15 protein-coding genes are annotated in these 19,978 nt (G+C 74.2%); 6 read left to right on the forward strand and 9 right to left on the reverse strand.

What is annotated here, in order from left to right:
- Positions 1 to 3 precede the first annotated feature (3 nt).
- The 5 genes from ETAA1_RS29870 to ETAA1_RS29890 all read right to left on the reverse strand — a co-directional run bounded on the left by ETAA1_RS29870 (position 4) and on the right by ETAA1_RS29890 (position 10,444).
- Complete coding sequence (locus ETAA1_RS29870) at positions 4 to 4,881, reverse strand: sigma-70 family RNA polymerase sigma factor (protein ID WP_145244260.1); 4,878 nt, start codon at positions 4,879 to 4,881, stop codon at positions 4 to 6.
- A 325-nt stretch (positions 4,882 to 5,206) separates the two neighbouring features.
- A complete protein-coding gene (locus tag ETAA1_RS29875) occupies positions 5,207 to 6,358 on the reverse strand; it encodes an alpha/beta hydrolase (RefSeq protein WP_145244261.1) in 1,152 nt (383 codons plus the stop codon).
- Positions 6,359 to 6,440: 82 nt separating this feature from the next.
- Entirely contained in the window at positions 6,441 to 7,805 is a 1,365-nt protein-coding gene (locus tag ETAA1_RS29880; RefSeq protein WP_145244262.1) for a right-handed parallel beta-helix repeat-containing protein, read from the reverse strand.
- Positions 7,806 to 7,834: 29 nt separating this feature from the next.
- Complete coding sequence (locus ETAA1_RS29885; protein ID WP_145244263.1) at positions 7,835 to 8,338, reverse strand: hypothetical protein; 504 nt, start codon at positions 8,336 to 8,338, stop codon at positions 7,835 to 7,837.
- A gap of 24 nt (positions 8,339 to 8,362) precedes the next feature.
- Positions 8,363 to 10,444: a catalase gene (locus tag ETAA1_RS29890; RefSeq protein ID WP_145244264.1), complete on the reverse strand. Its 2,082-nt coding sequence runs from the start codon at positions 10,442 to 10,444 to the stop codon at positions 8,363 to 8,365.
- 133 nt (positions 10,445 to 10,577) lie between these two features.
- Here ETAA1_RS29890 and ETAA1_RS29895 point away from each other — a divergent pair, with 133 nt between their 5' ends.
- The 6 genes from ETAA1_RS29895 to ETAA1_RS29920 all read left to right on the forward strand — a co-directional run bounded on the left by ETAA1_RS29895 (position 10,578) and on the right by ETAA1_RS29920 (position 13,712).
- Positions 10,578 to 10,790, forward strand: coding sequence for a hypothetical protein (locus ETAA1_RS29895; RefSeq protein ID WP_145244265.1), 213 nt, complete (start codon positions 10,578 to 10,580; stop codon positions 10,788 to 10,790).
- Between the two features lie 14 nt (positions 10,791 to 10,804).
- Positions 10,805 to 11,026 (forward strand): DUF7336 domain-containing protein, encoded by a 222-nt coding sequence (locus tag ETAA1_RS29900; protein ID WP_145244266.1) that lies wholly within the window; start codon positions 10,805 to 10,807, stop codon positions 11,024 to 11,026.
- A gap of 25 nt (positions 11,027 to 11,051) precedes the next feature.
- Positions 11,052 to 11,489, forward strand: a complete 438-nt coding sequence (locus ETAA1_RS29905) for a Clp protease N-terminal domain-containing protein (RefSeq protein WP_145244267.1) — start codon at positions 11,052 to 11,054, stop codon at positions 11,487 to 11,489.
- Positions 11,490 to 11,597: 108 nt separating this feature from the next.
- On the forward strand, positions 11,598 to 12,044 hold the full coding sequence (locus tag ETAA1_RS29910) for a DUF6932 family protein (RefSeq protein ID WP_145244268.1): 447 nt from the start codon (positions 11,598 to 11,600) through the stop codon (positions 12,042 to 12,044).
- Positions 12,041 to 12,247 carry a hypothetical protein gene (locus ETAA1_RS29915; protein WP_145244269.1) on the forward strand — a complete coding sequence of 69 codons (207 nt, stop codon included), beginning with the start codon at positions 12,041 to 12,043 and terminating at the stop codon, positions 12,245 to 12,247. The genes ETAA1_RS29910 and ETAA1_RS29915 overlap by 4 nt, the downstream gene beginning before the upstream one ends.
- Before the next feature lie 19 nt (positions 12,248 to 12,266).
- Entirely contained in the window at positions 12,267 to 13,712 is a 1,446-nt protein-coding gene (locus ETAA1_RS29920; protein WP_145244270.1) for a DUF1501 domain-containing protein, read from the forward strand.
- A gap of 33 nt (positions 13,713 to 13,745) precedes the next feature.
- Here ETAA1_RS29920 and ETAA1_RS29925 read toward each other — a convergent pair whose 3' ends face one another.
- From ETAA1_RS29925 to ETAA1_RS29940, 4 genes are all read right to left on the reverse strand, one after another.
- Positions 13,746 to 15,596 carry an FG-GAP-like repeat-containing protein gene (locus ETAA1_RS29925; RefSeq protein ID WP_145244271.1) on the reverse strand — a complete coding sequence of 617 codons (1,851 nt, stop codon included), beginning with the start codon at positions 15,594 to 15,596 and terminating at the stop codon, positions 13,746 to 13,748.
- Between the two features lie 390 nt (positions 15,597 to 15,986).
- On the reverse strand, positions 15,987 to 16,499 hold the full coding sequence (locus tag ETAA1_RS29930; protein WP_145244272.1) for an HNH endonuclease: 513 nt from the start codon (positions 16,497 to 16,499) through the stop codon (positions 15,987 to 15,989).
- Positions 16,496 to 16,771 (reverse strand): hypothetical protein, encoded by a 276-nt coding sequence (locus ETAA1_RS29935; RefSeq protein ID WP_145244273.1) that lies wholly within the window; start codon positions 16,769 to 16,771, stop codon positions 16,496 to 16,498. The genes ETAA1_RS29930 and ETAA1_RS29935 overlap by 4 nt, the downstream gene beginning before the upstream one ends.
- 37 nt (positions 16,772 to 16,808) lie before the next feature.
- Positions 16,809 to 19,919, reverse strand: coding sequence for a serine/threonine-protein kinase (locus tag ETAA1_RS29940; RefSeq protein ID WP_202920513.1), 3,111 nt, complete (start codon positions 19,917 to 19,919; stop codon positions 16,809 to 16,811).
- Positions 19,920 to 19,978 lie beyond the last annotated feature (59 nt).

Raw genomic sequence — 19,978 nt, forward strand, 5'->3', positions numbered from 1 at the left:
ATCTTATCGGCCCGGCGGCTCCGCGAACGTCAGCCGCGTCACGCCGCCGCCGGCGGCGACCAGCACCGAGCGCCCGTCGGGGCTCACGGCGAGCGCTGTCACCGGCGGGGCGCCGGCCGGACGGACGGTCGTCATGTCGATCGCCGAGATGCCGCCGAACGCCTGCTTCCGGTCGATTACGTGGGCGAACAGCCGGCGCTCGTACACCGGCGGGTCGGACTTCCCGTCGGCGTAGCGGCCCTCGCCGGCGACGAGGACGCGGCCGTCCGGCAGGAAACCGACCGCGCCCAGGTCGCCGAGCAGCGCCTCGCGCCGCGGCGCCTTCGCCCCGTCGGCCCACAGGTAAACGTCGTGCTGCGTGGCGACCGCGAGCGTCTTGCCGTCCGGGGAGAAGGCCGCGGCGCGGGCCTCGGCCGCGGGGAAGCCGTCGAGCTCGACGGAGAGCGGCCGCGCCGCGTCCCACAGCAGCACGCCGACCTTGCCGTCGGCGCGCGCCGGCAGCCCGACGACCGCCAGCCGCTTGCCGTCGGCCGACCACGCCACCCGGGCGACGGCCCCCGCCGGCAGGATGCGTTGCGGCAAGATCGGGTCGGGGCCGAGCCGCTCCAGCTCGAAGCCGGAGGCCCCGTCGAGCACCTGCGCGAACGTGCCGTGGTGGACGGCGTACCGCTTGCCGTCCGGGCTGAACGCCGCGGCGCGAACGGGGTGGCTGTGCTTCGGCCGCGGCAAGCCCGTCAGCACCTTGCCGGTGGCGGCGTCGCGGCGGATCAGGCCGTCGCCGACGGTCAGCACCGTCTTGCCGTCCGGGGTGAAGCGGGCGGCGTCGGCGGGGGCGTCCCACCGCACGCGGTCGGTGGCCGCGTCCGCCAGCTGCACGGTGCCGCCGTGAACGAACAGGTACGTGCGGCCGTCCGGGGCGAAGCTCACGTCGTCGGCCGCCGGCGCGGCCGGCGGCTCCTTCGGCTCCGGGTCGGTGGTGAACAGCACGACCGAGCCGAGCGGCCGGTCCTCGCCGCCGGGCGGCAGCTGGATTTGCGGGAGGAAGTCGGCGAGCCCCACGGCGAGCGGCCGGCCGTCCGGCGCGAACGCCAGCGCCACCGGGGTGAAGCTGCCGAAGCCTTGCAGGTCGTTGCCGCGGCGCTCGCCGGTGGCGGGGTCGAGCATCACCACGCGCTCGGCGTTCTTCCCCGCGTCGAAGCTGACGGCGGCGGCGAGCGTCTGGCCGTCGGGGGCGAAGGCGAGCGCGCGGATGATTCCCTCGCCGCTGCGGCCGCCGAGCCGGGTGCGGCGCAGCTCCTGGAACGTCTTCGCGTCCCACACGACCACGTCGCCCAGCCGGCAGCCGCTGGCGATCGTCTTGCCGTCCGGCGACCACGCGACCGCGGTGACCGGGGCGGTGCCGTGCGGCAGGGGGTACATCGCCTCGCCGCTGCCGCCGCCCCACACGTGTGCGACCCAGTGCGTCGCCGGCCCCGCCGCCGCGGCCTTCCCGGCGAAGAACGCCGGATCGACCTTGTGGTTGGGGATGAACACGAGCTGCCGCCCGCTCGGCGCGAACGCCACGCCGGCCGGCAGTTCGCCCTCGACCTTCGGGCCGTCCTTCAGCGGGCCGAACGTGGCGCTCGACACCGGCACGCCCTCGGCCCAGTCCAGCACGGCCACCATGCGCCCGTCGGTGACCGCCAGCTTGCGCCGCGCCTGCCCCGCGACGCGCTCCGCGGCGTGGCTGAACGCCGCCGCCTTGCCGCCCGGCAGCGGCGGGTTCATCGGCACCGGTTGGCCCGTCCGTGCGTCGTAGAGGCCGGTCGTCGTGTCGCAGGTGGCGGCGAGCAGCTTGCCGTCCGGGCTGAAGCTCACGCCGGTGGTGCCGGCCGGGACGGGGCCGCCGGCCCACAGTTGCCGGCGCGTCGCGGCGTCCCACATGGTAACGGTGTGCTGTGCCGCGCCGCCGCGACCGCCGACGGCCAGCTGCTTGCCGTCGGCGCTGAACGTCACCGACTGCACGCGGTCCTCAAACCGCGGCAGCTTCCCCGTCTCGCGCCACACCGGGGCCGCGGCCCCCTTCGCCGGCGGCTCGTCGGCCAGGATGAACCGCTTCACCTCGCCGGGAGGAATCGGCCCGGCCGGCGGTGTGGACAAGTGTGACAGACCGGTGCCGGCCAGGAGCGTCTTGCCGTCGGGGCTGAACGCCAGCGCCGTCACCGGCAGCACCGTCGGCCCCATGTGGTTGACGCCCCCGAAGCCGTCGAACCGGCGCAGCTCCTTCCTCGTCGCCAGCTCGATCAGCTGCACCTCGGTCTTGTGGCCGACGACCGACGGCTTCACTTCACCGCCGTGGAGCAACGGCAGGCGGTAGCCGACGGCGAGGCTCTTGCCGTCGGGCGCGAACGCCAGCGCCGTGACCGGCCCGCTGCCGGGCGTGTCGTCGAGCCGGAGTTGGTGTTTGAACCCGGGCACGTCGAACACGTGAACGCGCTTCTCCAGCGCGACCGCGAACCGCTTGCCGTCGGCGCTGAAGGCCGCGGCCGTGGCCCCCTGCCACTCGCCGAGGTTCCCCGGCGGCGGGTACGCGAGCAGCCGTTTGCCGGTCTCGGCGTCCCACACCGCCGTGCCCATGTCGGTCGGCGTCAGCATCACGCCGACGGCGGCGAGCAACTTGCCGTCCGGGGAGTAGCGCACGTCCCGCCCGTGGACCCCGATGAGGGCACCGCCGGGCGGCCCGAACGACCGCTCCAGTCGGAACGGCTCGGCGGCGGGGTCGCGGTCGTAGACGCGGGCCTCGAACCCGAAGTGGGCGGCGTACCGGGCGCCCTCCGGGCTGAACGCGACGGCGTGCCAGCCGAGTTCGGTCTTCGGCCGCCGCGCCGCCGTCTGCACCTCGCCGGTCGCGGCCGAGCGGCGCTCCACGTCCTTCCCCATCGTCACCACCGCGGTGCCGTCGGCGGTGAAGCGCGCGGCCTCGGCGGGGGCGTCCCACAGGATGCGGTCGGTGGCGGCGTCCTTCACCCGCGCCTTTTCGCTTGCGACCACGAGGTACGTTTTGCCGTCCGGGGCGAACTGCAGCGCCGAGACGTGGCTCGACGCCGGCGGCGGGTCGGCCACGGCGAAGCGCTTCACCTCGCCGCCGGCGGTGCCGGCCAGCAGCGTCCGGCTGTCCGGGCTGAAGGCCAGCGCCGTCACCGCGGCGTCGGCCGCGAACCCGCCGAAGCGGCGCAGCTCCTTACCGGTCGCCGCGTCGAGCAACTGCACCGCCGCGGCCAGCTTGCCGGCCCCGCCGCGGACGCCGGCCGCCACCACCTTCCCGTCCGGGCTGAAGGCCAGCGCCGTCACCGGCGCCGCCGGCGGCAACTGCTTGTGCGGCCGCAGTCGCGTGCGCTCCCGCCCGCCCTCGGGTTCCGGTGCCTCCGTCGCCTTGTTCGACAGCAGCACGATGCGGTCCGCGAAGCCCTCCGCGATCATGTCGGAATCGGGCGAATACGCCGCGGCCGTGGGGCGCGGGTCGCCGCCGGTGGCGCGGCGGCGGTGGCCGTTCTCCATCGCCCACTCGGCGAGGCCGACGTTCCCCGGCTCGATCATCACCCCCAGCCCGACCAGCGCCTTGCCGTCGGGGGAGAACAGCACGTCGGCCGCGTGCGCCGCGGCGGGGCGGTCGCCCGGCCCGTGCTGCTCCGCCGGCTCCACCGCCTCGGCGCCGGTCGTCGTCTCGTACACGCGGACGCCGGCGCCGGTGTGGACCGCGTACCGCGCGGCGTCGGCCGAGAAGCGGACGGCGCGCCACGGGGTGGCCGTCTTCGGCCGCGGCGCCGTGCGGCCGTGCGGCGTGCCGTCTGCGCCGCCGCGCTGTACGACGCCGTCGGCCGTCAGCGTGGTCAGGTCGTCGCGGCCGGCCGGGGTGCGGGTGAAGCGGACGGCCTCGGCGGGGGCGGTCCACAGCGTCTGGTCCGTCGCCGCGTCCTTCACCGCCGCCGCGCCGCCGGCCAGCACCACGTAGCGCGTGCCGTCGGCGTTGAACGACAGATCGACGACGGGCCGCGCCGCGGCCGGTACGGGGTCGGCGGCCGCGACCGCTTCCGCCGGCGCCGGCCCCGCCGCCCACAGCGCCCCGGCGGCGATCGCCGCCGCCGCCAGCGCCGCCACCGCCAGCGACAGCGGGTGCGCCGCCATGCCCCGCACCACGCCGTCGGCCAGCGACCGCACCGCCGCGGGGATCGGCCCGCCGTCGGCGAAGCGGGCCACGGCCGCGGCCAGCTCCGCCGGCACCGCCGCGGCCGCGACCACCGCCGGCGCCGTCACGCCGCGGCGCGTCAGCCGCTCGGCCAGCGCCTTGCGGGCGCGGTGGACCCGCGCCGCGACGGTGCCTTCGGGGCAGCCCAGGTCGGCGGCGGCCTCCGCGCGCGTCTTGCCGGCCAGGTCGCACAGCACCAGTGCTGCCCGCTGCGGCTCGGGCAGCTTCGCCAGCTCCTCGTCCAGCACGGCCCGCAGTTCGGCGTGCTCGGCGGGGGACAGGGACGACTCCTCGGGGCTCGTCAGCACGCGTGTCATCTCGCGCCTCCGCCGGCGGGCGGCGGCCACCCGGGCCTTCTGGGCCGTCCGCACCGCCACGCCGTGGAGCCACCCGCCGACGGCCCCCGCCGGCCGCACCGCCCCCGCCTTCCGCAGCAGCACCAGGAACACGGCCTGGAAGGCGTCGTCGGCGTCGGCGGGGGTGGGCAACATGCGGCGGCAGGCGGCCAGCACCATCGGCCCGTGCCGGCGCACGAGCGCGGCGAACGCGGCCGGGTCGGCGGTGCGGGCGAACCGGCCCACGAGGTCGGCGTCGGCCGACGGGTCGGGGTGGGGCTCGACGCGGCGGACGAGGCCGCGGGCGGTGGCGGGGGTCATGGCAGAGTCCCCGGACGGGGGTGGGGCGGGGACCGCCCCCGCCCGTCGCCAGGATATGCCCGCCGGCCGGCGGGGTGTTGCGGGAATTGGGGGGCGGCAAGCGCGTCGTTCGAAGCCCCGAAGGGGCGACAGCCAATAGCCCAGGGTGTCAACCCTGGGCAGCGTGGGCGGTGTCACGGGTGCGTGGCCCCACGAACCCCGCCGCAGGCTGCCCAGGGTTGACACCCTGGGCTATTGGCTGTCGCCCCTTCGGGGCTCCGAACGATGCGCGTGCGCCCCGGCCTACTGGCCGTCGCCCCGTCGGGGTTCCGAACCCGGGCCGCGTCTAGCGCGGGCTCAGGTAGTGGTTCACGTTCACGTAGTACGGGGTGACGTAGTTCCGGCTCTTGCGGATCATGTCCACGCGGTCCTTCTGCCGGGCCTTCAGGTACTCCAGGATCTTCGTCTCGGTCTTCAGGTCCTTGTCCTTGCCGAGCAGGGCCACGCCGTTCAGGTTCGTCTTCCCCAGGTCGGCCTTGAACGTCTGCTCGACCGCCGCGACGCCGGCCGCGCCCTTGCGGCCGTCGGCCACCAGCACCTGGTCGAAGAAGAAGTCGGCGTCCTTCTTCGCGGCCGCGTCGGTGCCGCCGTACAGGAACAGCATCTTGTTGTTGTCGCGGAGCTTGACCGACGACTTGGCCCACCACTGCACGGTCGTCTGCGGGAAGACGGGCGGCCGGCTGCCGCTCAGCCACACGGCGCCGGCGATGTCGGCCCCGGCCGGCGGGTCCACCACGATGCCGGGGGTGGGGGTCGCCTTGTACTGGAGGCCGCCGCCGAGGAGCGGGGCCACGCCCGGCCGCTGCCACTCCGACGCCAGCCACATCATCCCCAGCGACGCCGTCTCGCCCGCCCCGACGATGTACAGCGAGCTGGTGTTCACCTCGCCGTTGTCGTTCTTCTGGTCGAGGTGGAGGCGGGCGGCGGCCAGGTCGTTCACGAACACCGGCAGGTACGCCGGCAGGGTGATGCCGCCCTTCACCCGCAGCTCGTTCGGCTTCTTGGCGAGCGCCCCACCCTTGACGTACCTCACGTTCCACCCGCCGGTGATGCCGTTGGAGAAGAACCCGTTGTACAGCACCCCGCCGATCGGCATGTTGTCGCCGACCGGGTCCACGATGTCGGTGCTGCCGCCGTGGCCCCGCCAGTCGAACCGGAAGACGTGGAAGCCCTCGGTGTTCAGGGCGTCCACGAGGCCGTCCCAGTCGCCCTTGAGCATCGTCCGCTCCGCCCCCGGCGGGTACAGGAGCATGACGACCGCGTTCCCCTGCTTGGGCCCGTTCGGGCTCTTGTGGAACAGCCCCTTCAGCCGCACCCCGTCGGCCGTGGTGAACGCCTCCTCGGTCGGCTTGGCGGCCTGCGCCTCCACCGGCGTGGCGTCGAAACTCAGCGCGACGAGCGCGGCGGCCAGGAGCGGGAGGGACCACAGGCGGCGCATGTCGTGTCCTCGGGGGAGGGGGTTACGGGATCATACTCCGGGCCGCACGGGGAAGCAATTCGCACCGCCGCGAGCGGCGGAATCACGGCGCCGGGGCCACCGTGTTGTCGGCCACCACGTTCCCGCTGCCGCCGACCACCCGGACCGCCGGGCCGGCCCCCGGCCGGTCGTCGCGGACCACGCACCCGGTCACCCGGCTCCGCGTCAGCCCGTCCAGCAGCAGCCCGCCGCCGTCGCAGTCCAGCACCGTCAGCCCGGACAGGTGCATCCGGTCGCACGTCACCAGCGCCACGCCGGCGGGCGCCGTGCGCGTGCCCTTCACGAACAGGCCGGTCACCGTGCAGTCGGCGCAGTCGCGGAACCGCACGGCGTTCGCGGCCCCGTCCTCCTCGCGGTGGTAGCGCGGGTTGCGGTCCATCGCGTTCGGCCCCACCACCACGCCCGTGCTGTGCTCGACCAGCAGGTTGTACTCGACCCCCGTCCAGAACGTGTTCCCCGTGACCACGACGCCGCGGGCGTGCGCCAGGTGGACGTTCACCTTCACGTCGCTGAGCACGTTCCCCGTTATGGTAACGTGCCCGTCGCGCGTCTCGTTGGTCCCCTTGTCGGGGTTGCTCGGCCCCACGACGCGGACGTTCGCCGAGCCCGGCGCGGCCCGCGTGTGCTGGATCGTGCAGCCGGTGACCGCCACCTCCGCGTTCGACCCGCCGGTGCTGTCGATCAGCACGTTCGCCGTCGGCGGGCCGTCCTTGTCGTGGTTCGCCTCGATGTCGCAGCCGGTGACTTGCAGGTTCCGCACCTCGCCGGCCTTCACCACGATTCCGCCGCCGCCGTTGTAGCTGACGTGGCTGCCGCTCACGTTCGCCTGGTGGAGGTTGACGCGGTCGAAGAACACGCCGACGCCGCGGTTGTGGTAGACGTGGCTGTCGGACATGGCGAAGTTGCGGTTGCGGCCGGTGAGGTGGATGCCGTGGAGGCACTTGCGGACCAGCACGCGGCGGATCGTCAGCATGTGGGTGCCGGTCGCCTCGACGCCGACGGCCGCGGCGTGGTCGCCGACGACCTCGACGCCGTCGAGGCAGGGCATCCGCTGCTTGTCCCAGACGTTGTCCTTGACGCTGGCCGGGGCCGCGGTGCCGGCGTGGGTGCCGACGAACTTGAACGCCGGCCCGGGGCCGGCCATCACGACGCGCGCCGGGCCGTTCCCCGAGATGGACGCGGGGCCGGTCTTGTCGAGGTCGACGACGACGGGGCGGGTGATGCGGTACGTGCCGGGCGGCAGCACCACGGCGCCGGCGGCGCGGTCGACGGCGTCTTGCAGGGCGGCGGTGTCGTCGGCGGTGCCGTCGCCCTTCGCGCCGTGGTCGCGGACGTTGCCGGTGGCGGGGCGGGGCGCGGGTTGGGCGCAGCCGGCGGCGAAGGCGGCGGCGAGAAGCAGGCGGCGCATGGCGGACCTCCTGGCGGGTGCCGGGTGGTCTAGGCGCCGCGGGGGGCGGTGGCCGCTGTCGTGGGGCCGGTTCCCACCTGCCCGCCACCCGGCCGGGTGGGAACCGGCCCCACGACAGCCGGCTCGGCGAACACGGGCGCGGGCGGAATGGAAGCGAAGTCGAGCGGCCGCCCGCCGGGGCCGACGGCGAGTTCCACGTCCACCGTCGCCACGTACAGCCGCACGCCGCGCACGACCGGGCCGGGCTCGCACCCGCTGCGGACGATTCGCAGGTGACCGGCGGGGAAGCCGGCGAACGGGCGGTCGTTGTGGCACCCCTGCACCCCGGCGCGCACCTCGTCCGAGTGGCCGACCTCCACGCGCCGCCACGACCCCCCGGCCGCGGCGGCGGACGCGAACGCCTCGCGGACGGCGTCCTCGAACGAGCGGAAGCGCAACCCCGGCGCCGGGCCGGTGGCGGCGGCGCGGGCGGGGATGCCGAACGGGACGGCCAGCCCGAGGGCGGCCAGGACGGACCGGCGGTCGCGGAGCATGTGCGCCTCCAGGAGGGGTCGGAATTATTTCTTCGCCGCGCCGCGGTCCCAGAACCGCAGCTTCCGACACGTCGTCACGAACCCCGCGGCCGCGCCGGCGTCGTCGAGGCGGACAAAGCCCTCGTCCAGCGGCACGCCGGCCTTCTCGAACAGCGGCGCCGCGGCCGCGGAGTAGCCGACGAACTTGTAATGCGCCGCCGCGTCAGCCACGAAGTCGCGCGCCGGCGGCAGCTTGGCCAGCGCCTCCGCCCCGGCCGGTGACACGAGCACCGCCACCGCGTCGAACAGCACCGACGGGCCGCCGTCGATCTTCTCGTCGGCCGGGTGGCGGGTGCCCGCCGAGTCGGTGACGCCGCCGACCTGCGGCGCCACCAGCGCCAGCATCGCCCCCTCGGCCTCCAGCGCCTTCCGCAGCGCCGCCAGCACGCCCGCGTCCACGCCGTCGGTCACGAGCGCCCCGACCTTGCGGCCGGCGAACGACGCCGGCGGGTTCTTCAGGATGCTCAGCTTCGGCGACGGCGGCAGGTCCTGCCGGGTCGGCTTCGCGGCCGGCATCGCCGCCGGCACCGGCTCCAGCCGCAGCCCCTTCGCCACCTTGTCGGCGAGGCCGGCGTCGATGTTCAGCAGGTGCGACACCATGCGGGCGCGGATCGCCACCGTCTGCACCTTGCTGAGCTCGAACACCAGCGCGTCGGCGATGTGGGTCTGCTCCACCGGCGTCTGGCTGACGTAGAACTGCCGCGCCTGGCTGTAGTGGTCGCTGAACGTCTCGGGCCGCTGCCGCACCTTCGCGGCGTCGGCGGGGAACGGCACCGGCACCGTCTTGAAGCCGGCCGGCGTCTCGCGCGGGCCGCCCTGGTCGCCCCACGAGTTCGGCTCGTAGTTGGCGCGGCCCTTCGGGTTCCGCATCGCCATGTGCCCGTCCTGCTGGAAGTTCATCACCGGGCACTTCGGGGCGTTGATCGGGATGTGCGTGAAGTTCGGCCCGCCGAGCCGCTTCAGCTGCGTGTCCAGGTACGAGAAGTTCCGCCCCTGCAACAGCGGGTCGTCGCTGAAGTCGATGCCGGGGACGACGTTCTGCGTGCAGAACGCCACCTGCTCCGTCTCCGCGAAGAAGTTGTCCACGCGCCGGTCGAGCACCATCCGGCCGACGACCTTCACCGGCACCTGTTCCTCGGGGATGAGCTTGGTGGGGTCGAGGATGTCGAACTCGAACTTGCGGGCGAAGGCGTCGTCGAACAGCTGCACGCCGAGCTCCCACTCGGGGAACTGGCCGGCGCCGATGGCGTCCCACAGGTCGCGGCGGTGGAAGTCGGGGTCGGCGCCGTTGATCTTCACCGCCTCGTTCCACACCACCGACTGCATCCCCAGCTTCGGCTTCCAGTGGAACTTCACGAACGTGCTCTTCCCCTGGGCGTCCACGAGGCGGAAGGTGTGGACGCCGAACCCTTCCATGAACCGGAAGGACCGCGGGATGGCCCGGTCGGACATGACCCACATGACCATGTGCATCGACTCGGGCGTGAGACTGATGAAGTCCCAGGCGTTGTCGTGCGCGGTCGCGGCCTGGGGGAAGCCGCTGTCGGGCTCGTCCTTGAAGGCGTGGACCATGTCGGGGAACTTCATCGCGTCCTGGATGAAGAACACCGGCATGTTGTTGCCGACGAGGTCCCAGTTCCCTTCTGTCGTGTAAAACTTGGTGGCGAACCCGCGCACGTCGCGGGCCAGGTCGGCGGAGCCCTTGTTCCCGGCGACGGTCGAGAAGCGCACGAACGTCGGCGTCTTCGCGCCCTTCTTGAACACGGCGGCGCGGCTGACGCCTTCGAGCTCGCCGTTGCTCTCGAAGAACCCGTGGGCGCCGAACCCGCGGGCGTGGACGACGCGCTCGGGGATGCGCTCGTGGTCGAAGTGGAAGAGCTTCTCGCGGAAGTGGAAGTCTTCCAGGAGCGCCGGCCCGCGCGGCCCGGCGCGGAGGGTGTTCTGGTCGTCGGCGACGGGGACGCCCTGCTGGGTGGTGAGCGGCGGGACGGTGCCGCCGGCCTGCTGGTGCGTCTCGCCGCCGGCGCCGGGGTTGCGGGGCGGGGCGGGGTCGTTCGGCGGGGGCATGGGGTGCGTCCTGACAGGGGGGAGGCTCGTCGTGGGGCGGACCGATGCAAACCGCGCACCGCTCGCGTACCGGTAACCGGCGCGGTATCATGGGTTCGGTAAGTGCCCGGCGTGCCGCGACCGAGTTCGCCCGATGCACAAGAAGAAGAAGCCCGGCCTGAGCGGCAAGGACGCGGCCGACGACATCCCCAGTTGGGCGGAGGGAACCCGGCCGCTCGCCACCGAAACCGGGCGCGACTTTGCCAAGCGGTTGCTCGACGACAAGTACGGGGCGGGCAACTACCCGACGGGGCCGGGGAGCGAGTTCAGCAAGATCAAGAAGTGGGGCGACCGGGCGTTCGAGTGACGGGAGGGCCGACGATGGCGAGCGTGTTCATCCTCCAGCACGTCCACGAGCGGGACGACGGCTCCGAGGACGTGAAGTTGATCGGCGTGTATTCGTCGCGTGCGGCGGCGGCGGCGGCGGTGGACCGGATGTCCCGCCGGCCCGGGTTCGTGGACGCGGCGGCCGGGTTCCACATCGACGAGTACCGGCTGGACCAGGACCAGTGGGCCGAGGGTTACGCGACCGTCGGCGGGTGACGCCAAGATCCGGTGAGAAGCGGTGATGTCAAACCCGGCATCGGACGTGATGCGGCTGGCCCACGCCGAGGCGGTGGCGCTGGGGCACGCGGTGATCGGCACCGAGCACATGCTCCTGGGCCTGACGGCCGCCCCGGACGAGCCCGCCGCGCGGGCCCTGGCGGAACGTGGGGTGTACGTCGGGACGCTCCGCACCCAGGTCCGTCGCCTCACCGCCCCGGGGCCGTCCGAGGCGCCGGCCGGCCGGCTGCCGCACAGCCCCCTGGCCAAGCAGGTCGTCGAGCGGGCGGTGTGGGAGGCGCGGATGCGGGAACAGAACTTCGTCGGCCCGACGCACCTGATGATCGCCCTGCTCGCCGTCGAGGACTCGGTCGCCGCGGACGTGTTACGGGCCCTGGGGGTCGACCCCGAGGAACTCCGGGCGGACGTGCTCCGCGAAGTCGGGTGGCCGGACACCGACTGACCACCAACCCCCGACCCCGCCCATGCACCCCGCCGCGCTCCAGGCCCGCCGCGACTTCCTCGCCACCAGCGGCACCGGGGGTACGCGCGACCGATCGGGCCGCTGAGTATGGGACTACCGGCGTTCAACGCGGACGGCGACCTGCCTCCGGGCGTGTACCTGGTGACGCTCGCCGACGCCCTTGCCCGCTTCGGCCGCGGGTCGGCACAGCGGCAGGTGGTCGCCGGCCGGCTCGCCAGGATTCACGGCCTCGCCGCCTCCACCGGCCGCCTGGCCCGGTTCGTCGTGTTCGGGTCGTTCGTGACCGCCAAGCCCGACCCGCGGGACGTGGACGTCGTGCTGCTCATGGACGACGGCTTCGACGTGACCGCCACGGCCGACGACGTGGCCGCGGTGTTCGACCACGCCGAGGCCGACGCCCGGCTCGGTGCGAGCGTGTTTTGGGCCACGCGGTCCGGGGCGTTCGGCGGCGAGCAGGCCATGATCGAGTACTGGCAGACCCGCCGCGATGGCCGCCTGCGCGGTATCCTGGAAATCGTCCCGGAGCAGTCATGATCGCCGACGACCGCGAACTCACCGTCACCCAGGACCGGATTACCCGGCTCCAGCAGCAGGTCGCCCACCTGCGGAGGACGGTGGCGAACCCGGCCAACTACCGCGCGGCCGCGGCCGGGTTCCTGGCCGAAATCGACCGGATGCAGCGCGAGGTCCGCGAGTTCCTCAGCCTCCACCCGTCCGAACTCGCCGGCGTCGCCTGACCCTCACCCCCGGAACGCCATGTACCCCGCCGCGCTCCAGGCCCGCCGCGACTTCCTCGCCACCAGCGCCAACGGCGTCGGGCTGCTGGCTCTCGCGTCGCTGCTGACGGACGACGGCCGCCTCGCCGCCGCGCCGCTCGCCCCGCACTTCGCGCCGAAGGCCAAGAACTGCATTTGCATCTACCTCGAAGGCGCCCCCAGCCAGCTCGACCTGTTCGACCCCAAGCCGCGGCTCAACCAGCTCCACGGCCAGAAGCTGCCGGAGTCGCTCACCCGCAACGTGCGGTTCGCGTTCCTCCAGAAGGACACCGCCACCGTCATGGGGAGCCCGCGGCGGTGGACGCGCCACGGGCAGTGCGGCATGGAACTGTCCGAACTGCTGCCGCACCTCGGCTCCGTCGCCGACGACATCTGCTTGATCCGCTCGATGCACACGGAGGCGTTCAACCACCACCCCGGCCAGCTGCTGATGAACACCGGCAGCACGTCCTTCGGCCGGCCGAGCCTGGGGGCGTGGCTCACCTACGGCCTCGGCAGCGAGAGCCGCAACCTGCCGGGGTACGTGGTGCTGAACGCCGGCCGCGGCACGAGCGGCGGCACGAGCAACTGGGGCAGCGGCTTCCTGCCGAGCACGCACGCCGGCACGCTGTTCCGCAACCACGGCGACCCGGTGCTGAACCTCGGCAACCCGCCCGGCGTGTCCGACGAGATTCAGCAGCGCACCATCGAGGCGGTGCGCGACCTGAACGGCACCCGCGCCGCGGCGGTCGGCGACCCGGAGGTGAACGCCCGCACCGCCGCCTACGAACTCGCGTTCCGCATGCAGGCCGCGGCGCCGGAGCTCATCGACCTGTCGAAGGAGTCGCAGCGGACGCTCGACGCCTACGGCCTCGACCGCCGCGAGCCGGACGTGAAGGCCGACCGCGGCGGCGGCCGCGGGCAGTACCGCCAGTTCGCCGCGAACTGCCTGCTGGCCCGCCGGCTGGTCGAGCGCGGGGTGCGGTTCGTGTCGCTGTTCCACGCCAGCTGGGACCACCACTCCAACCTCGAAGTGGAGCTGCCGTTCAACTGCGGCATGGCGGATCAGCCCGTGGCGGCGTTGATCAAGGACTTGAAGCAGCGCGGCCTGCTGGACACGACGCTGGTGCTGTGGCTGAGCGAGTTCGGGCGGACGCCGCTGGGCGAGAACCGCGCCGGCCGGCCGGGCGTGACCGGCCGCGACCACCACCCGTTCGCGTTCTCGGTGTGGGCCGCCGGCGGCGGCATCAAGGGCGGGCAGGTGATCGGCGAGACGGACGAGATCGGCTGGACCGTGACGAAAGACCCGGTTCACATCAACGACCTGCACGCGACGCTGCTGCACCTGTTCGGGCTGGACCACCTGCGGCTGACGTACCGCTTCCAGGGCCGCGACTTCCGCCTGACGGACGTGGGCGGCAAGGTGGTGACGAAGCTGCTGGCGTGACGCGGGTCCCGGGCTCGGCCCGCGGCCCCCGCCTCAGCCCGGGTAGACGCCGTCGAGCGTCACGCCGGTGCCGAGCGGGTTCTGCAGCGGCCCCGTCGGGTTGCCGAGCTGCCCCAGCGGGATCACCCGCACGAACGGGTTCGCCGGGTCGGCCGACGCCGCGATCAGCTCGGCCTTGCCGTCGCCGTCGAGGTCGCGGGCCGCCACCCGCAGCCCCTTGCGGTCGCGCGAGTCCCAGGTGAAGAAGTCGGCCAGCGCCGGCAGCGCCGCCATGTCGGCGCCCGGGTTGGCGATCAGCAGCGCCCCGCTCACGACCCGCACCCGCGGGCCGCCGGTCACGCCGGTGCTGTAGATCACGTCGCCGCGGCCGTCGCCGTCGAGGTCCGCGGCCGCCACGTACACGCCGCTGCGGAGCGCCGGGTCGAGCGCGAAGAAGTCGGGGACCAGCCGCGCCGCCTGGCCGCGGGCCAGCGCCGCGCCGTCGTACACCGCCACCCGCGGGCCGCCGCCGAGGCCGGCGCCGACGATCAGCTCGGCCGCCCCGTCGCGGTTCATGTCGGCCATCGCCACCCGGCTGCCGCCGCGGAAGCCGGGGTCGCCGAACGCCAGGAAGTCGGCCAGCGGGACGAGCCGGCCGCCGGTCACCTTGTACACGCTCACCCGGGTGCCGCCGCCCGCGTCCGCCGACACGGCGAGCTCGGCCCGGCCGTCGCGGTCCACGTCGGCCGCGGCCAGGAACACGCCCCCGCCGAACCCGTCCAGCACCACCCCCGACGCCACGTCGGCGCCGGTCGCGCCGTTCACGATCCGCACGCCCGCGGCGGCCCCGGGGCCGGTGCCGAACGCCAGGTCTTCGACGCCGTCGCCGGTGAAGTCGGCGGCCACGCCGCGGGTGACGCCGGCGTACCCGGGGAAGGCCGGGACGGCGTCGCCGGCCGGGCGGAGGAAGCCGTCGGCGCTCAGGGTGTAGGCGCGGCCGGTGCCGTCGGCCGGGCCGGTCAGCACCACCGGGGCCGGGGCCGTCCTGGGGTTGTTGAGCGGCACCGGCACGAACGGCGGCGGCGACGGCGCGGCCGGCGGCGGCGCGGCCGCGGACGCGTTCCACCCGACGTCACGCAGGGCGGCGTAGTCCAGCGCCGAGAACGTCACCCGCCCGCCGAGCGTGGCCGTCGGGTCCAGCGCCACCACCTGCCCGCCGACGCTGATGCCGTCGGCCCAGTGGGACGTGCCGGCCAGCGGCACCGGGCCGCCGTACAGCGCCGACGCCTGCGGGCCGACGAACGCCCCGTTGCGGACCTGCGACGTCCACGTCGGGGCGGTGCCGAGGCCGAGGGCGTGGCCGAACTCGTGCGCCGCTACTGAATAGAAGTCCACCTGGCTGCGGCCGATGCCGGCGGCGCTCGTGCCGAAGTACCAGTTGGTGCCGGCGGTGTCAAACGCCAGCGCGCCGCCCCACAGGGTGAAGCCGGGGCCGCGCGAGCGGATCAGGTCGAACCACGCCTGCGACCCGCCGGCGGCGTACCCGCCGTACCCGCCGAGGCCGGCCTCGGCGCCCACCAGGTCGCGGCCGCCGGCGTACAGGACGATGGTGTTCGCCGGGATGGTCCGGTTGGAGACGCGGACCTCCCGGCCGGTGGCGGGGTTGAAGAACGTCGCGTCCCAGGTGTTGCCGTTGCCGGGGGTGAGGGCGGGGAGGTTGGCGCTGAGGTTGGCGGCCACGTCGTTGACGGCGCGCTCGAGGACGGCGCGGCGGGTCGGGTCGGCGAAGAAGCCGAGGGCGTCGAGCGAGTAGTCGATCTGGACGACGAAGGCGGGGGTGTCGCGGGCTTCGAGGTGTTCGAGTGTCAGCCGGGCGCGCGGGGGCGAGTCGGTCCGGTTCCGCATCGAGGGCCCCAGTTGACGGGCGTGGACGACCGGCCCCGCGCGGCGGGCCGCGCGGGCGACGAGTTCTCGCGCCGGCGCTCGGGGCCGGCTGCGGCGTGGACGACTTTCCCGGATGGGAGAGTTTTTTCTAACGACCCGGCTGTTCCGGGAGCAACAGTTCTTCCGCTTTATTCGCCGATTCCGTCAAGTCCAGTGGCGGAACTTCCGACGGCGCTGCTGATGTGTAGGACACCGATTCAGGTCGTGTCGGCTGGGAGCAAAAATCCCCATGTCGGGGTGGTGCGACGTGGTCCGATTGCGGAATCGCTGCGGGTGGTGCGGGTTGTGCCGGGTGCGGCCACGGGGGGCGAGGAGCGGCGGTTCAGGGCGGGCGGGAATGGCCGGCGGGATTCACGGCGGACCTGACGGGCTGGTGCTTACCGCGCCACCGCCCGCGGCAGGGCGGTCGGCACCTCGCCGCGCTTCTACGTCTTCGCCGCCGGTGACCTCGGGGAACAGCCCGATGTCGGCGAGGAGTACCCGAAGGGCGACGACGGTCGGGTCGTTCATCCGGAGGCGGGCGACGGTGGCCCGGCCGATTGGGGTGCGGGCGACGAGCTGACCGGGCGCGGCGGCCGACCACGCGAAATGATCGGCCCACACGTCGGCCCGCGGGTTGAAGAGCGGGGCCACCGCCCCCGTGTCCGGGTCGGTGGCGTCGGTCGCGGCCCACTTGTGCCCGTTGCAGCGCGGGCAGGCCAGCGCCAGGTTGTTCGGGTCGTCGGTGCCGCCGGCCGTGCGCGGGCGGACGTGATCCACCGGGAACGTGGCGACCTGCCCGCGGGTCGGGAGGCGGCAGTACTCACACCGGTCGCCGGCGCGGGCGACGACGGCGGCCCGGACGGCGTCGGACACGACGCTCACGGCGCCCCGCCGAGGTCGGGGCGGAGGGCGAGGAGGCGGCGGAGGGCGCGCTCGGCGGTGAACTTGTCGAGCGCCCGCTGCTCGGTGAACGCGACCCAGGCGAGGAGCTCCTGGTGCTCGGCGGGGGTGAGGAACTCCTTCCGCTCGCCGAGTTCGAGAACGCGCTGATCGAGGGCCGGGTCGAGCGCGTACCCGGCGACGCGGCGGAGCGCGGCGACGGACGCTTCGAGGGCGGTCTGCCAGGCCGGCTCGGCGGGTGCGGCCGCGGACATGAGCGGTCCTCGCGGGCGGGGGACGGGCCGGGGTATTCTACCGCCCCACCGCCCGCGGCGGCGGGGCGGTCGGCACCTCCCCGCGGAGGACGCGCTGGCAGTAGTCGAGCCCCTCATGGGCGTATCCGATGTACGGCTGGATGGCGAGCGCGGCGCGGTAGGCGGCGATGGCGTCGGCGTGACGGGCCTGCTTGCGGAGCACGACGCCGAGGTTGGCGCGGGCGACGGCGAACTGGGGGTTCAGCCGCACCGCCTCCCGGTACGCCGCCTCGGCCTGATCCAGCCGGAGTTGTTCTTCGTAGATCAGCCCCAAGATGTTGTGCGGGAGGGCGTCCTTGGGGTCGAGGCGGATGGCCTCGCGGTACGCCGCCGCAGCACCCTCCAGGTCCTTCCGGCCGCGGAGCACGTTCCCCAGGCCGTTGTGCGGGTCGGCGGCGTTGGGGTCGAGGCGGATGGCCTCGCGGAACGCCGCCGCAGCACCCTCCAGGTCCTTCCGGCCGCGGAGCACGAGCCCCAGGTTGTAGTGTGGTGTGGCGAAGTTGGGGTCGAGGCGGATGGCCTCCCGGTACGCCGCCGCCGCACCCTCCAGGTCCCTCCGGTTGACGAGCACGTTCCCCAGGCCGTTGTGCGGGAGGGCGAAGTTGGGGTCGAGGCGGATGGCCTCGCGGAACGCCGCCGCCGCACCCTCCAGGTCCTTCCGGTCGACGAGCACATTCCCCAGGCCGTTGTGCGGGAGGGCGTCCTTGGGGTCGAGGCGGATGGCCTCGCGGTACGCCGCCGCAGCACCCTCCAGGTCCTTCCGGCCGCGGAGCACGTTCCCCAGGCCGGTGTGCGGGTCGGCGGCGTTGGGGTCGAGGCGGATGGCCTCCCGGTACGCCACCGCCGCCCCCTCCAGGTCCTTCCGGTCGTAGAGCACGAGCCCCAGGTTGTGGTGTGGTGCGGCGAAGTTGGGGTCGAGGCGGATGGCCTCCCGGTACGCCGCCGCCGCACCCTCCAGGTCCTTCCAGTCGACGAGCACGAGCCCCAGGTTGTTGTGCGGGAGGGCGTAGTTGGGGTCGAGGCGGATGGCCTCCCGGTACGCCGCCGCCGCCCCCTCCAGGTCCTTCCGGTTGCGGAGGGCGACCCCCAGGTTGTTGAGCACGGCCGCATTCTCGGGGCGGAGCGCCGCCGCAGCCTGGAAATATTGGGCTCGCTCGCCAGACCCTTCCGTGCGGGCGATCGGGTACCTCGCCCCTAGCTGCATCAGCAGCGGGAAATCCGTCCGCCGCGCGACCGCCAACCGAAGCAGGAGCTCCCGCCCGGCGGCGGCCGGCACCGCCCGGGAGCCGCCGTACGCCACCACCAGCCCCGACGGCTGCGTCGCCCACTCTCCCCGCCCGGCCAGAGCCTTCAGCGCGATCGCGTCTCCGGCCGCCAGGAGCCGCCTCACCTCGTCCCGGAACGGGTGCGGGTCGGCCGCGGCCAGCAGATCGCAGACCGCCGCCGACTGCGCCAAGGCCAGCCACCCGTCCAGGCCCGCCACCAGCGCCGTCCGGATGGGAGAGTCGTTGATGCGTGTGGCGGCCTCGGCCGGCGGGGTCGTGCCCGGGACAATCCCGTACCCGGCGAACGTCTCCGCCCACCGCTCCGCCACCCGCTCCGGCGGCGGGAAGTTCTTCGAGTCGTGCGGCGTCCAGCGGTAGTCGTTCACCCCGTCCAGGGCGCGGAGCATCGCCAGGTCGCGGGCGTAGGCCGCCAGCCGGTCGGCGTGGTCGGTCACGGCGTCGTCGGCGGCGCGGCGCTCCGCCTGGGCGAGCAGCGGGGCGGCGCGGGCGGCCTCGCCCGCCTCCAGCGCCGCCTTCGTCCGGTCCAGCAGGTCGTTCACCGCGTCCGCGGACCGCGCCGCGGCGGTCCGCCTCCTCCCGTCCTCGTCCACGCGCCACACCGCCACGCCGCCGGCCCCGGTCACCAGCAGCACCACCGCCGCCGCCAGCCAGAGCTGCACCCGCCGCCGCTTCCGCTGCTCCGCGGCCCGCGCCTCCGCCTCGCGGCGGGTGACCGCCTCCGCCGCCGCCTTCGCCTCGGCCGTCGCCCGCTCCCCCTCGGCCTTCACCCGGTCGAGCTCCGCCTGTCGCGCCCGCGCCTCGGCGTCCGCCCGGAAGTCCGCGACCTCCCGGGCCACCTCCCCGGCGGTTGCGGGGCGATCGGCCGGCTTCGGGCTCAGGCACCGCTTGCACAGCGCCACCAGTTCCGGCTCCGCCCCGCAATCGTCCAGCCGCGACAGGCAGTCGGCCACGTCCCCCTGCGCCGCCTTCACCCGCGTCGTCTCGGCCGACCCCGCCTCGAACGGCGGCCGACCCGTCAGGATCACCGCCAGCACAGCGCCGAGGCCGAACACGTCGCTCCGCGGCGTCACCTTGTGCGCCGCACCCGCCGCCTGCTCCGGCGGCATGTACGCCGGCGTCCCCATCACCGCCCCCGCTTGCGTGCGCTCGATGTCCGAGTCGCGCAAGGAACGCACCTCGGTGTTCGGCGCGGTGGCGGCGGCATCGGCGACTGTGCCGTCGGCGGCGGTACCGGGGCGCAGCACCTTCGCCAGCCCCCAGTCCATCACCTGGACCTCGCCGAACGCGCCGACCATCACGTTCGCCGGCTTCAGGTCGCGGTGGATCACGTCGTGGGCGTGGGCGTACCCGACCGCCTGGCACACCGCCTCGAACACCGCCACGAACCGCCCTCGGTCGTCGCCCGGGTCGCGGCGGGTGCGCAGCAGATCGTCGAGGGTGTCGCCCTTGATGAGCTTCATCGCCAGGAACGGCCGGCCGTCGGGGAGGGTACCGAAGTCATGGACCGGCGGGATGCCCGGATGCTGGAGCTGGCCGGCGATGTGGGCCTCGTCGGCGAACCGGCGGGCGGTGCCGCTGTCCGGGCCGAACTGCTCCTGGAGCAGCTTCACCGCCACCTCGCGGCCCAGCGCCGTGTCGGTGGCCCGGTAGACGGCGCCCATGCCGCCGCGGGCGATCTCGGCGCCGAGGACGTACCGCCCTCCAGTCGGCGGCGGGAGCACGACGGGCGGGAGCGAGTCGCCGCGGCGGGTGGTAACGTCCGGGTCGGGCGTTCGCGCGGTGAGGCCGGCGGCGGGCGGGGCGGCCGGCGGGTCGTTGGGCATGAGGGCGAGTCCCGTGGGAGTCGCACCGATGCTATCACGACCAAACGTGGCCCGCAACC

It is taken from the genome of Urbifossiella limnaea, assembly GCF_007747215.1.
Classification (GTDB): Bacteria; Planctomycetota; Planctomycetia; order Gemmatales; family Gemmataceae; genus Urbifossiella; species Urbifossiella limnaea.